The organism is Pontibacter brevis (assembly GCF_054779655.1).
Genome location: NZ_BAAGXV010000056.1, coordinates 1 through 14387 on the forward strand (window position 1 = coordinate 1; position 14387 = coordinate 14387).

Sequence of the window (14387 nt, forward strand, 5' to 3'; positions counted from 1 at the left end):
AACCTGAACAACGGGCAGAGCGCGGTGCTGACGCTGGTGTTCACCATCAACAAGCCAGGCACGCTGGTCAACGGCGTGACGGTGGGTGCAGACAACACAGACCCGAACCCGGACGACAACCGCAGCGAGTCCCCAATCGATGTGCCATGTGCAGTGTTTAATGTTGCTGTAACTGGTAGTGCTACTGTTTGTGCCGGCGAAGAGAAAATCTATACGACCCCAGCGAACCAGACAGCTTCTTCTTATAACTGGTCAGTTCCAGGTGACTGGGTTATTCTGGAGGGAGAAGATATTAACTCTATCAGAGTACGAGTTGGAAAAACTTCAGGAGAGGTAGCAGTAACTGTCAATAACTTGTGTAATGAAAGCAGATCTGCCAGCTTAGCAGTAACTGTAAATGACAAACTTGCCGCTCCGGCCATATCGGGTGAAGCAGGTGCCTGTATCGGAACAAGACTGACTTATAGTATTCCTGAGGTACCAGGTGCTACCGGCTATGTCTGGACAGTGCCGGCGACATGGACTTTAGTTGAGGAACGTAATACAAGCATCACTGTGGAAGTGGGCACTGGAACTGGTCAGATTGCTGTAGCTGTGAGGAACAGCTGTGGTATAGGAGACGCTGCTACTGTGAATGTGGCACCAGTGCTTGCTCCAATCGAGACAAATGCCATAGTAGGTAACGCTGCAGTGTGCGAGAGCGGTGAGACGGTAACGTATACGCTAGCCACTGTAGAAGCAAATGTTACTTACACCTGGGGAGTACCTGCCGATTGGACGCTTGTTAACGGCCAGGGAACAGGCACTATCACCGTAAACACAACCGCAACAGCAGGCGCCGTATCTGTAAGCGCTACTAACAGCTGCGGTACCGCCCAAACTATTTCACTAAATGTTGCCATCACTGAGCTACCGGTTGCACCAGCTGCCATTATCGATAACAGCACTGTATGCGACGGCCTTGTTTATACTGTTGAGGGTGTAACGGGAGCCACAGGTTATACCTGGACTGTTCCGGCAGGCTTCACCATCACCGCAGGCCAGGGAACAGCTACTATCAAGGTAACAGCGAATAGCCCGACAGCGACGGGGCAGGTAACAGTGGCCGCCCTAAACGGTACCTGTGCCGGTGTAGCCACAAGCTACAATATGGATGTGTCACTGGCCGATGGTCAACTGAACTTCCCGAAAGCCTTTAGCCCGAACGGAGATGGCAGGAATGATACGTGGGTGATAGCGAACCTGGAGAAGTTTGCCGCAAATGAGGTGACCATCTTTAACCGTTGGGGTTCTGAAGTTTACAAAACGAAAAACTACCAGAACGACTGGAGTGCAAGTAAATTGGAGCAAGGTACTTACTTCTATAAGGTAAGGGTAACAGTGTGTGATGGTGTTGTGAAAGAGTTCACTGGCTATACAACCCTATTCCGATAAGCAGTGGTTATGGAATCTAAAACTTCATTGAAAATGAGAATATGTTATCTATTGCTGGCGCTGCTGCTTACAACAGCAGCCAGCGCACAGCAGAACCCGCAGTACTCCCAGTATATCTTTAACAGCATGTCTATTAACCCTGCCTACACAGGAAGCAAAAACGTGCTGAACATGAATGCCTTCCACCGCTCGCAGTGGACAGGAATGGAAGGAGCACCCACCACACAGTCGTTAGCTGTGGATGGTGTGGTGGCAAACGACCGCCTGGGAGTGGGCCTGAACCTGACACGCGATGAGCTTGGTGCGCAGAGCACGCTCAGCGCCTATGCCAACATCGCCGTGAAGCTGCCACTCAGCCAGAATTCTGTTATCAGCCTGGGTATTGCGCCTGGTGTGGTACAGAACATGATGGACGGTACCAAGCTGGGCATTGAAAACGACGATGCCATTCCTTCCGGCAAAGAAGTTTACATCAAGCCAGACGTAAAAATTGGAGCCTACTTCCATACGCCCCGCTTTTATGCCGGTTTCTCTGCCTCAGACCTGCTGCAGTACAAAGACCTGGACCAGATAGAGCCGGAGCGCCACTACTACTTCACCACAGGATATGTGTTCGATGTAAGTCCATTCGTAAAAGTGAAGCCAAGCGTGCTAATCAAAGAAGACTTCAACGCACCTGCCAACATCGACCTGAATGCTTTTGTGCTGCTGGGCGACCGGCTGTGGCTGGGTAGTTCTTACCGTACCAGCATGAACCTGATAGGTGAGGCAGAGGGAGAAGGGCTGAGCAGACCTACGGCAGTAGCGCTTATCGGGGAATTGCAAGTGCTGAAAACATTGCGCCTGGGTTACTCCTACGACAGAATGCTGAACGGCCTGAGTGGCTACAACACCCACGAAGTATCAGTTGGTTACTACTTCTTCAAGAAGAAGAAAGAGACGAAAATGCTCACCCCACAATACTTTTAACCTTAAGCACTTAGACCTATGAAATATAAATACACACCCTTATGCTTCATTGTGGCGGCTATGTTAGGTTTAGGACCTGTGGCGCATGGCCAGTCGTCGCTTCGCAAGGCAAATGACCATTATGAGAACTATGAGTTTGCACTGGCACTGCAGAGTTACCAGGAGGCTATACAGAAACGCACCCCTACTTTGGAAACGGCAAAGCGCATAGCAGATTCTTATCGCCTGACGCGCCAGACACAGCAGGCGGAGAACTGGTATGGGAAAGTAGTGACCATGACCGGCCGCGAGCCAATGAACCTGTACTACTTTGCAGAGGCGCTGCGCAGCAACGGCAAATATGCGGAGGCAAAAGAGCAGTATATGCTGTGGGGAGAGGAGATGCCGGAAAAGGCCGAGAAGGCACAGGAACTGATGGAGGCATCGGAAATGGCCGCCCGATGGATGCGCCAACCGGCCGTGGCAAAGGTGGAGCCACTGAAGGCGCTGAACAACGCCAGCTACTCTGACTTCAGCCCGGTGCAGTTTGGCAGCAAGGGTATTCTCTTTACCTCCGACAGAGGGTTGAAACCTACCGGAAATAAAAAGAAAGACCAGGCACAGGTGTACGGCTGGACAGGCCGCCCATACCTGCAGTTATTTACCGCTGAACAGGATGCACAAGGCAACTGGGGCAACCCAACGGCGCTGCAGGATGTCATCAACTCCCAGTACCACAACGCAACAGCTTCTGCTGCAGGAGATGAGAAAACGCTTTACTTTACCCGCACGCACGTGGTGCAAAGAAAGACCCGTGTAAATACTGACCCAACCAGCTGGGTAAAAGAGGAGGAATCAGCAAATAAGGATTATGTAAACCGGCTTGAAATTTACACGGCGGAGAAGCAGGGCGCTAACTGGAGCAACATTCAGCCTTTTGTGTACAACAAGGTAGAGGAATACTCGGTAGGGCACCCGGCATTGTCGCCAGACGGTAAGGTGCTGTACTTTGTGTCTGATATGCCGGGAGGCATGGGCGAAACAGATATATATTACTCGCTTCGCAAAACCGACGGCAGCTGGAGTGCACCTGTAAACGCAGGGCCTGTCATCAACACAGAAGGCCGCGAGAGCTTTCCGTATGTGGATGCTGATGGCAAGCTGTTCTTCTCCTCTGACGGCCATGTAGGCATGGGTGGGCTTGACATCTTTTCTGCCGAGGGAGTGCAGGGCAACTGGCGTAAAGCCAGAAACCTGGGCTATCCGATCAACACCCCCCAGAACGACTACGGCATCATGTTTACAGAGCCGGGCACAAAAGGACTGCTTTCGTCTAACCGGGAGGCAAGCAACGGCACAGATGATATCTATACCTTCGATATCCTGAATAAGCCGATTGTGCTGGCTATTACAACACTTGAGCGCAAGCAAAACAAAAAGAAGCAAACCGTGCAGGAGGTGCTTCCGGAAACAAGAATCGTCATGTTGCAGAAAAATGTAAAGGATTCTACTGTGTTTGTGACAGACGAAAAAGGGAAGTACTTCCTGGATGGCAGAGCAGGCGATACTTATACCTTTTCGGGTGCCAGACATGGCTATCTGAAAATGCAGAACAGCGCGCAGGTGCCGGCTGCAGCCCCTGATACCGTAGAAGTAGCATTGCTGTTTGATAAGAATGAGCTGGAGAAAGCCATCGTTCTGGAGAACATCTACTACGACCTGGACAAGTCAGATATCCGTGTGGATGCTGCCAAAGAACTGGACAAGCTGGCAACACTGCTGGAAAACAACCCACAGATTGAGATCGAGCTGAGCGCCCACACCGACAGCCGCGAGAGCCAGGATTACAACCAGGCCCTTTCAGAGCGCAGAGCACAGGCTGCTGTAGATTACCTGGTATCAAAAGGTATAGAGCGCGACAGGCTCACTGCCAAAGGCTACGGTAAAACAAGGCTGGTGAACGGTTGCGGAGATGGTGTGATATGCGCTGAGACAGAGCATCAGAAGAACCGCCGTACAGAATTCGTTATCAAGAAAAATTAGGAAAATCTTAACGGTTTTTATAGGAAAAAAGAGGCTGTCCGGAACGGGCAGCCTCTTTTTTGTTTAGGTATTTTAATTTGGCAGGTGCTTTCTTGCCTGAGGCTTACCTGCTGCGGGCCACACGGTAGATAACACCATTGTCATCGTCAGCAATCAGGATAGAGCCATCCCGGTGCTGTGCCAGGCCAACCGGTCGCCCAAAGTGTGCCTTGCCGCCGTCCACTAAAAACCCCGTTACAAAATCCTCAATACGCTTTGGCTGACCATTTTCAAAGCGCACCCGCACTACTTTATAGCCTACCGGCTCGCTCCGGTTCCAGGAGCCGTGCAGTGTTGCAATGGCATCTCCCCTGAACTCCTGCGGAAACTGCGAGCCCGTGTAGAAGAGAAAATCCATTGGGGCAGAATGTGCATCGTAAGTCAGTACAGGAAATTCTGTTTTCTTCGCATATTCTTCCCACGTCATTCCTTGTGGCGGCTCATCTGCCAGGTTGGGTTTGCCGTCTTCGTACACATAAGGCCATCCGTAATTTCCTCCGTCAATTATCCTGTTAAGCTCCTCTTTTTGTGTCGTGTCTCCTAACCAGTCGATACCGTGGTCGAAGCCATAGAGTTCCTTTGTTTGTGGGTGCCAGTCGAAGCCGATAAAGTTGCGCAGGCCTTTGGCATAGACGCGGCGGCCGGAGCCATCTGGTTTCATCTGCACGAGAGTAGCGTTTTCCTCATGCGTCTCCTCGCAGGCGTTACAGGTGCTGCCCACCTGGATGTACAGCATTCCATCAGGCCCAAATTCCAGGCTGCGGTCAGCGTGCTGGCCTGCTTCCGGAAAACCATTTGCTATTTCCTTCAATTCACCGAGAGTGCCATCTTTGTTGATGGAGGCTGTGTATATTTCATTCACCGTCATCAGGTACCCTTTGCCATCGCGCAGCGCAATGCCGTGCATCTGGTTTTTTGTCGCCACTACCTTCTGTTGGTCTGCTTTCCCGTCGTTGTTTGTGTCGCGGATCATGGTCACAGTGCCTTTGTCGCGGTCGGTGGCGTATACGGTGCCGTCGGTGTGCACGGCCAGCATGCGGGGCTTGTTCAGGTTTTCGGCAAACTTAGTAATGGTGAAGCCGGCAGGTACTTTCAGCTGTCGCACTCGCTCGTTAGTGGCTGGCACCTTAACGGGTTTATAAATGTGCCCTTCCATAGAGGCGCTTATCGGCTGTTCGCCGTTTTGTGCCGTGGCGGCTGTTAAGGTAAAGGTTAGCCCGAGGGCTAATGCAATGTTTCTTGTTTTCATAGGTTGGTCGTGTTTTGTATGGCAGAGGCAGCCTGCACCAAGGTGCTATCTGCTTGGGTTTTTAAATTAAAACTTGATGTGCGGCGAATTGTTACATGCAGGAGGGAAGGGTACCTTTGCGGGCAGGCTGCAAATAGTGTTCAAACCTTGAGCTACTTCTTCCGTTTTGAGATTATTACTAATTTAATTCTAATGAAAATTTCTTTACCGCTATATGCCTTTTTCCTCTCTGTTTTAACTCTTTTTCTGCCACAGGCACTCTTAGCGCAGCGCCTTGTAAGTGGTCAGGTGTTGGATGCCCGAAGCGAGTTGCCGCTGGAGGGGGTTACCATTACAGCCGGTACCGGGGAGCAGGCTGTTACAAATGAATTAGGTGACTTTGGCTTGTCAGTGCCTGAGTCGGCAAGGCGGCTTACCTTTAGTTACCTCGGTTTTGAAACAAAACGGATGGCTATTCCACCTGCCGGACAAGAAATGCGGGTACAGCTTCAGCCAAGCGAGGCCAGTCTGCAGGAGGTGGTGATTACGGGTTATGAGAGTAACCGGCCTTTGCTGCAAACAGCCGGTGCCGTGAGTCTGATAGAGCGGGAGGTGATAGAGCGCTTCGATGAAAGCTCTATTGTGAGGGCCGTGAACACGGTGCCGGGTGTTCGGATGGAGGAGCGGGCTCCTGCCAGTTACCGCCTTTCAATCAGGGGCAGCACCCTGCGTTCCCCCTATGGCATCCGGAATGTGAAAATGTACTACGATGGTATACCTTTTACAGAAGCCAACGGCACCACCGCCCTCAACCTGATGGATGCCGCCAACATCGGAAGAATTGAAGTGCTGAAGGGGCCGGCCGGCAGTATCTATGGTGCCGGTACAGGCGGCACGGTCTTGCTGGAGCCAAGGCGTGCAGCTCCCGGGGAAAGTGCGCTGCAGGTAGGTGCTACCACAGGCTCTTATGGTTTCAGGCGATATTCAGCCTCAGCAGGCTTTGGTACAGACAAAGCCAATGTGCTGGTGCAGTACTCCAAGCAGCAGTACGACGGGTACCGAGAGCAGTCAGCCATAGACCGCGATGTGCTGTTAATTACGTCAGAGTTCTATCCTTCCGAGAAAAGAACGGTAGGGGCGAACATCATTTACTCTAACCTGTACTATGAACTACCGGGCGGACTGACGCGGGAGCAGTATGAGGAAAACCCGCGGCAGGCACGTGGCGGCATGTTTGGCAGCGTAGCGCAGAATGCCTCCATGAACCAGGAAGGCATCAATGTGGGCGTGAAGCAGGAATATAGATTCAACGAGCAGTTTAAGAATAACACCGTGCTGTATGGGCTGCACCGGTTCCGGAACCACCCCTTCAACACCGATTATGAGCGCAACGCCAGCCAGGAGTTAGGGGGCCGCACCAGCTTTAACTACGAAGCAACCATAGGAAGTATAGGTGCTGCTTTTACAGTAGGTGCTGAGTTTCAGCGAGGCTTTGAGGCATCCCGCACCTACGACAACAACGGCGGAGAACCCGGCAACCTCCGCTCCGACGATGAGGGGGTGGCCAGGTCCGGTTTTCTTTTTGCCCGGGCTGAGTTTGAGTTGCCTGCCGACATCATTGCCACCGCGGCCCTCAGCCTGAACGATACCCGCTACGAAATAACCCGTCTGCAGCAGGTAGCTACCGGCGACTACATCTACATCCGTGATTTTGAGGCGGAGCTGTCGCCGAGAATTGCCTTGCTAAAAAAGATTTCAGATAAGGTTTCAGTACATGCCAGCGTGAGCTCAGGCTTTTCCCCACCCACCGAAGAGGAGATACTCACCTCCAACGGTATCTTAAATGAAAGCCTGGAGGCAGAACGGGGTACAAACTATGAAGCAGGCGTACGAGGGTTTGCCCTGGCAGACAAACTGAGTTTTGATGTGGTGGCTTTTTACTTCCGGTTAAGCGAAACGATTGTGAGCCGGCAGGATGTGTCGAGTGTGGCGGTGTTCCGGAATGTAGGCTCTACCAACCAGAAAGGCATTGAGACAAGTATAGGCTACACTTTTATAGATAGGCCGGAGCAGGCGCTGAGTTTGCTGAAAACCTGGGTAAGCTATACCTACAGTCACTTCAAGTTCGATGAATACCAGCGGGATGAAGATAATTTCTCCGGCAACTGGCTAACCGGCACAGCGCCGCATGCTGCTGTTGCAGGCCTCGACCTCAACACGCGCCCGGGCTTTTACCTCAACGCAACCGGCACTTATGTAGACGAGATTCCACTGAACGATGCCAACACAGTATATGCCGATAGCTATTTAGTCTTGGGAGCGCGGGCAGGCTTTAAGCGGCAACTCGGGTATCACATCGGGCTGGAAATTTTTGGAGGAGTAGATAACCTGACAGATGAAAAGTACAGCCTCGGGAATGACCTGAACGCCTTTGGTGGCCGCTATTTTCAACCGGCTCCTGACCGTAATTACTATGGAGGCATCAACATCAGCTATAGGCTGTGAAGTGAGGTCGTCTCAGTGTGTTATATCCGGCGTTGGCGGGAAAAATGACATAATGTTGGCCACCACTACAGGTATGTAAGCGTTCTCCAAGGCAGCAGGATCAATGTCGGAGTCTACCCAACCACGCCAGACCAGCTGGTTTGTGTTTGGGTCGATGAGGTCTATGACAAGTGTACCGATGTTGTACTTTCTGATGTCCATGTAGTTGGGCACGCCTGCATGGCTGTAGCGGTAGCGATATCCATACCAGTAGGCGTAGCCATAGCCCGGAGGCAGGTTGTAGTCCTGCGTCACGAGTTGAGCTGTATCCACGGCAATGTCATAGGCCACCAGCAGGTCAGGCGTTTCGTCCACCACCAGGTTTAGCCCTTGTTTCACAAGTTCACTGGCTATGGCTCCTTTTACCCTGTCATCTACCAGGGTGCTAAAGGCAGGGCCTGTGCCTCCTGCAACAGGAGTTGGCACTTCTGCCCGGTACCAGCCAAAGGTGCGGTATTTCCTATAGTTGACGGTGGGGTCATACACGTGCTGTACATCAGCCAGCGGAAGGCGGGCACAACTGCTTGAGAAAAGTATGATAATAAATAACAGCAAAAAGATACCAAATGGTGTGGTGGTGGCTTTTATCATTTCAGATGTCTCTTGTATTCTATAAGATGTAACGAGGTATATACTGAAGCTGTTCTAAAGACAAATACTGCGGAGCCTTCTGCGTTTAAATATACTATATATTTAATAAATATTTTAACTAAACCTGTAGCAATGGGTGGCATTGCGTTTTTCCTAAAGGTGATTTCAGTTGAGAGCCACTTTCTGAGGCATAGGGACACAAAAAAGCCCTGCAACAAACAAATGCTGCAGGGCTTTCTGCTTGATTTATGATGGTGGTGCTTTGGCTTAGCCTACGGCCACCATCTCATTTCCATTTTCATTGTATGCCTCAATCGGCGCACAAGAACAAACCAGGTTACGGTCGCCGTAGGCACTGTCGATGCGGCTCACAGTTGGCCATACTTTGTTGTCGCGCAGGTAAGGCATCGGGAACACCGCCTTCTCACGGCTGTATGGTCTCTCCCAGTTCTCTGTCATCACAACTTTGATGGTATGCGGCGCATGCTTCAGCACATTTGCTTTCTGGTCTGCTTTGCCTTCCTCAATCTCACGGATTTCTTCACGGATAGATATCATGGCATCGCAGAATCTGTCCAGTTCTTCCTGTGCCTCCGACTCTGTTGGCTCTACCATCAGCGTACCGGCAACCGGGAAGGAGACAGTAGGCGCATGGAAACCGTAGTCCATCAGGCGCTTCGCAATATCCTCTACCTCTACACCCACTTTCTTGAAGTTACGGCAGTCGAGGATCATCTCGTGTGCGCAGCGGCCTTTAGAACCTACGTACAACACAGGGTAATGCTTCTCTAAACGTGCCTTAATGTAGTTGGCGTTCAGGATGGCCACTTTGGTTGCTTCTGTCAAACCTTCGCCACCCATCATGGCAATGTAAGCATAGGAGATAGGCAGGATAGAAGCAGAGCCCCATGGTGCTGCAGATACTGCATTGATCGCCTCACCACGGCTCAGGTCCACCACTGCGTGGCCCGGCAGGAACGGAGCCAGGTCTTTTACCACACCGATAGGGCCCATGCCAGGACCACCACCACCGTGAGGGATACAGAATGTCTTGTGTAAATTAAGGTGGCAAACGTCGGCACCGATGGTAGCCGGCGATGTCAGGCCAACCTGTGCGTTCATGTTGGCACCGTCCATATACACGCGGCCGCCGTTATCGTGAATGATCTGGCAAACCTCAATGATACTCTCCTCATACACACCGTGAGTGGATGGGTACGTCACCATCAGGCAGGAAAGTTCGTTCTTATACTGCTCTGCCTTTGCACGCAGGTCCGCCACATCAATGTTTCCTTTCTCATCGCACTTCACAATCACCACCTTCATACCGGCCATTACCGCAGAAGCAGGGTTTGTACCATGGGCTGAAGAAGGGATAAGCGAAACTGTACGATGATGGTCGCCGCGTGACTCGTGGTACGCACGAATCACCATCAGGCCGGCATATTCACCCTGTGCGCCAGAGTTAGGCTGTAGCGACATGGCGTGGAAACCTGTCACCTCACACAGCCAGGCCTCCAGGTCAGCGAAAATCTGCTGATAGCCTTTTGTCTGGTCTGCAGGAGCAAACGGATGCAGCTGACCAATTTCCGGCCAGGTAACCGGAATCATCTCTGCCGTGGCGTTCAGCTTCATGGTGCAGGAGCCGAGCGGAATCATGGAGTGCACCAGCGAAATATCCTTGTTCTCGAGGTACTTCATGTAGCGCGTCATCTCCAGTTCTGAGTGGTGCTTGTTAAATACCTCGTGCTGCAGGTACGCACTCTTGCGGATCAGGCTGTTGGCCCAGGTCACGTCTGTTTCTGCAGGAAGCTCGTCTATGGTCAACACATCCGCAGACTTGCCGGCTACCTTCGCGAATACCGCTAAAATATCCTTTACATCCTGCAGTTCCGTGTTCTGGTTAAGCGAAATGCCGATGTTCTTTTCACCGAAATAGCGGAAGTTCATACCGGCGGCTTCAGCTTCCTGGCGGATGGCCTGCTGCATGGCGGCACTCTCTACCACTATCTTCAGCGTGTCGAAATATTGCTCGTTCTGCTGCTCAAAGCCTAATGTCTTCAAGCCGTTTTCCAGCTGCTGTGTAAGGGCGTACGTGTTCAGGCCAATGTACTTCAGGCGACGCGGACCGTGGTAAACGGCATACATGCCGGCCATCACCCCCAGCAGTACCTGCGCGGTACAAATGTTTGAAGTAGCTTTCTCACGGCGGATGTGCTGCTCACGTGTTTGCAGAGCCATGCGGTAAGCCTTGTCGCCTGCGGCATCCACAGAAATACCAATGATACGGCCAGGGAGCACACGCTTGAAAGCATCTTTTGTTGCAAAGTAACCTGCATGAGGTCCACCAAAACCCATTGGCACGCCGAAACGCTGTGTGGTACCCACTACGGCATCAGCACCCATCTCACCCGGAGGGGTTAACAGAGTAAGCGAAAGTATATCTGCCGCCACAGCTACCATGATATCCTGGGTATGGGCATGGCTGATAAAGTCAGTATAATCGAAAACTGCACCATCGGCTGCCGGGTATTGCAGGATAGCGCCAAACAGTGTCTCGTCTTGCAAGTTCGCTTCGCGGTGGTCGCCGATTACCAGTTCAATGCCCAGTGGCGTAGCGCGTGACAGCAGTACATCTATTGTTTGCGGCAGCACCTGCTCTGATACAAAGAAACGGGTGGCGTTTTTGCGGGAGCCTTTGCGCTGGGAATAGAACATGCCCATTGCCTCGGCAGCGGCAGTTCCCTCATCCAGCAAAGAGGCATTGGCAATCTCCATTCCCGTCAGGTCCATTACCATGGTCTGGTAATTGATCAGCGCCTCTAAACGGCCCTGTGCGATTTCAGCCTGGTAAGGCGTATAGGCGGTGTACCAGCCCGGGTTCTCCATGATATTACGAAGGATAACCGGCGGCACTACTGTATCATTATAGCCAAGACCTATGTAAGACTTGAAAACTTTGTTCTGCTTTGCTATCTGGCTGAACTTGTTCAGGAAATCTTTCTCAGAAAGCGCCTTTGGCAGGTTCAGTGGCTTTTTGAGACGAATCGCGGCCGGTACAGTCTCCTCAATCAATTGGTCCAGCGAATCTGCCCCAATGGTTTTAAGCATGTACTGCATCTGCTCCTTATCGGGGCCGTTATGGCGCTCCTTGAATACATCTGCAGGTTTGGTTTTGAAAATCATAACGGATTATAGATTGGGAATTATGGGTTGCAAATGGTTGAAAGCAGCGGACCTCCGCCATTCTCAGTAATTTTCTACAAAAGTAATAGTAATTGTTTATTATATTGAAGCAACAAAACTAAATAGTTAGGGCTTTAACCTGCTATTGGTTGCCGCTTAAAAGGTGTTGCCAAAATGTGCAATACAGCCTCACAGCTATAATAGGTAAAAGTACTTTTAGCTTGCTTTAGTCTAACAAATTTGTTTCATCAACAATTCAAAAGGCACGTTATGAGCAAAATCAAAATCGGCATCATAAAGGAAGGCAAAGTACCGGTAGACAAACGGGTGCCCCTCACACCTAAGAAGTGTGTGGAAGCACTGGAGAAATTTCCGGAAATGGAGATTGTGGTGCAATCCAGCGACATCCGGAGTTTTAATGATGCGGAATATGCTGAGTTGGGTATTCCGGTGCGGCAAGACGTGAGTGATTGCGATATTCTGCTCGGTGTAAAGGAGGTGCCTGTAGAGTTATTAATTCCCGATAAAACGTATTTTTTCTTCTCCCACACCATAAAAAAGCAGCCACACAATGCAAAGCTGCTTCGTGCCATCCTCGACAAGAACATTACGTTAATAGATTATGAAACCCTGAAGACGCCACAGGGGCAGCGGGTAGTGGCTTTCGGCCGGTATGCAGGTATAGTAGGTGCCTATAACGGCATGCTGACCTATGGCAAAAAATGGAAGTTGTTCGACCTGAAGCCAGCTTATCTGTGTCATGAGATGGAGGATATGCAGGAAGAGTTTTTCAAAGTAAAGCTACCACCTATTAAGATAGCCGTAACGGGAGGAGGACGAGTGGCCAGCGGCGCTATGGAGGTGCTGGATAAAATGGAAATAAAAAAGGTAAGCGTGTTCGATTACCTGTACAAGCAGTTCACAGAACCAGTTTATGCCCAATTGCACTCCGGTGACTACAACACACGCCCTGATGTGGAAGTGTGGGACTCCCCGGACTTTTACACGAACCCACACTTATATAAGAGTACATTCCGAAAGTTTACACGCGTAACAGACCTGTTGCTGGCCTGTGCTTACTGGCACCCGAACGCACCCCGGCTGTTTACCGAAGAAGATACCCGCCAACCGGATTTCCGAATTAACACTATTGCAGATATTACCTGTGATGTGAACGGTTCTATTCCTACTACCAAACGCTCCACAACCATACTGGATCCTGTTTTTGATTATAACCCGGACACGGGAGAACTGGAGCCCGCCTTCAGTCGCCAAGAAAACATTGCCGTGATGGCAGTGGATAACCTGCCCTGCGAGTTGCCGCGCAATGCCTCCCGCGATTTCGGCCGGCATTTAATTGACAATGTGTTCCCGCACCTTTTCAATGGAGATGCAGAAGGGATACTGGAGCGGGGTACGATTGCCAGGAAGGGTAAACTAACACCGCGTTATAGTTACCTGCAAGAGTATGCAGATAGCGCTGCTGCAAATAAAGAGAAACAGGAATTGGCATAATCAGCAGAAGCTTCTTTAGCTACATATTATCTTTAGGTTGGAAGAAGACAAAGCTCAGGAACAAGACACGAAATTTCTGCTATACAAGAACTCCAAAGACTCCCCCTATTGCTGTTCCCCAGCGCCCACGAAGCAGGTAAAGGCAGAGAAAAAGCTCCTACAGAATTTATCTTTTCTCTGGAACTTCCGACTCTTGGGCTACTGTTATTTCCCAGCGTCCGGACCTGGAGAGGAAACGGAACAGTAAAAACAGCGCGGGGCAGCCTAAAGGACAGGGGGCAGGCTCACCTTCTCGGGAGTCCTGAGAAAAAACTTACAGGCGTTTTAGAAGGTTTTCCTCATGCAGCCCCTTGCAAAGCAGGAAAAGTTGCCTACCTTTGTATCCCGATTCGGCAGGAAGGGGAAAGAGATGAGTTGGTAACACAGCCTCTACGTGATAAAAGGAAGGGGTGGGAAAGCAAAAAAAACTTCTTTCGCTTCATTGCAAAGAGCGAAATTCTTCTTACCTTTGCAACCCGCTTCAGAGGTGGTCTGAAAGGGAAAGCGAAAAGAGAGACAGAAAAAAACTTCTTCTTTTTTCTTGCGGAATGAGAAAAATTTCTTACCTTTGCATCCGCTTCCAGAGAAAGGGAGGCAAGTGGCACGGTTCTTGGGATAGAGAGAAGGCCGCTGAAAAAAAAGAAAAGAAAAAGTTTGGTGCTTAAGCAGGAAACGCCGAACTTTGCGACCCGCAAAAGAGCAAGAGGCTCTTCGGGAGTGAGAAGAAAACACCGGCATCATCAGGATGCCGCAAGAGAAGAGAGTAGCTCTTCTGCTAAGTTCTTTGAGAGATTGATTGAGACAGAAAATTTAAGGTAAT

The 14387-nt window shown here is 50.7% G+C and carries 8 protein-coding genes; 5 read left to right on the plus strand and 3 right to left on the minus strand.

The window, feature by feature from the left end:
* The 3 genes from ACYVB1_RS13385 to ACYVB1_RS13395 all read left to right on the plus strand — a co-directional run.
* Positions 1 to 1434: T9SS type B sorting domain-containing protein (locus ACYVB1_RS13385; RefSeq protein ID WP_460924280.1), on the plus strand; the 1434-nt coding region annotated here is incomplete at its 5' end.
* A gap of 33 nt (positions 1435 to 1467) precedes the next feature.
* Positions 1468 to 2403: a PorP/SprF family type IX secretion system membrane protein gene (locus ACYVB1_RS13390; protein WP_460924281.1), complete on the plus strand. Its 936-nt coding sequence runs from the start codon at positions 1468 to 1470 to the stop codon at positions 2401 to 2403.
* An 18-nt stretch (positions 2404 to 2421) separates the two neighbouring features.
* Complete coding sequence (locus ACYVB1_RS13395) at positions 2422 to 4425, plus strand: OmpA family protein (protein ID WP_460924282.1); 2004 nt, start codon at positions 2422 to 2424, stop codon at positions 4423 to 4425.
* A gap of 103 nt (positions 4426 to 4528) precedes the next feature.
* Here ACYVB1_RS13395 and ACYVB1_RS13400 read toward each other — a convergent pair whose 3' ends face one another.
* Complete coding sequence (locus tag ACYVB1_RS13400; RefSeq protein ID WP_460924283.1) at positions 4529 to 5713, minus strand: PQQ-dependent sugar dehydrogenase; 1185 nt, start codon at positions 5711 to 5713, stop codon at positions 4529 to 4531.
* 192 nt (positions 5714 to 5905) lie between these two features.
* On the opposite strand from ACYVB1_RS13400, the gene ACYVB1_RS13405 reads away from it, so the two are divergent.
* Positions 5906 to 8197 carry a TonB-dependent receptor plug domain-containing protein gene (locus ACYVB1_RS13405; protein ID WP_460924284.1) on the plus strand — a complete coding sequence of 764 codons (2292 nt, stop codon included), beginning with the start codon at positions 5906 to 5908 and terminating at the stop codon, positions 8195 to 8197.
* A 12-nt stretch (positions 8198 to 8209) separates the two neighbouring features.
* On the opposite strand, the gene ACYVB1_RS13410 is transcribed toward ACYVB1_RS13405, so the two are convergent.
* Both ACYVB1_RS13410 and gcvP read right to left on the minus strand, forming a co-directional pair.
* Positions 8210 to 8827, minus strand: a complete 618-nt coding sequence (locus tag ACYVB1_RS13410; RefSeq protein ID WP_460924285.1) for a DUF4136 domain-containing protein — start codon at positions 8825 to 8827, stop codon at positions 8210 to 8212.
* Between the two features lie 267 nt (positions 8828 to 9094).
* On the minus strand, positions 9095 to 12013 hold the full coding sequence (gcvP, locus tag ACYVB1_RS13415; RefSeq protein WP_460924286.1) for an aminomethyl-transferring glycine dehydrogenase: 2919 nt from the start codon (positions 12011 to 12013) through the stop codon (positions 9095 to 9097).
* A gap of 270 nt (positions 12014 to 12283) precedes the next feature.
* On the opposite strand from gcvP, the gene ACYVB1_RS13420 reads away from it, so the two are divergent.
* Positions 12284 to 13528 (plus strand): NAD(P)-dependent oxidoreductase, encoded by a 1245-nt coding sequence (locus ACYVB1_RS13420; RefSeq protein WP_460924287.1) that lies wholly within the window; start codon positions 12284 to 12286, stop codon positions 13526 to 13528.
* Positions 13529 to 14387: the final 859 nt, after the last annotated feature.

Bases quoted from the DNA above. Each gene is read 5' to 3' on its own strand.
- ACYVB1_RS13405 (WP_460924284.1), top strand. From the start codon at position 5,906: ATGAAAATTTCTTTACCGCTATATGCCTTTTTCCTCTCTGTTTTAACT.
- ACYVB1_RS13395 (WP_460924282.1), top strand. From the start codon at position 2,422: ATGAAATATAAATACACACCCTTATGCTTCATTGTGGCGGCTATGTTA.
- gcvP (WP_460924286.1), bottom strand. From the start codon at position 12,013: ATGATTTTCAAAACCAAACCTGCAGATGTATTCAAGGAGCGCCATAAC.
- ACYVB1_RS13420 (WP_460924287.1), top strand. From the start codon at position 12,284: ATGAGCAAAATCAAAATCGGCATCATAAAGGAAGGCAAAGTACCGGTA.
- ACYVB1_RS13390 (WP_460924281.1), top strand. From the start codon at position 1,468: ATGAGAATATGTTATCTATTGCTGGCGCTGCTGCTTACAACAGCAGCC.
- ACYVB1_RS13410 (WP_460924285.1), bottom strand. From the start codon at position 8,827: ATGATAAAAGCCACCACCACACCATTTGGTATCTTTTTGCTGTTATTT.
- ACYVB1_RS13400 (WP_460924283.1), bottom strand. From the start codon at position 5,713: ATGAAAACAAGAAACATTGCATTAGCCCTCGGGCTAACCTTTACCTTA.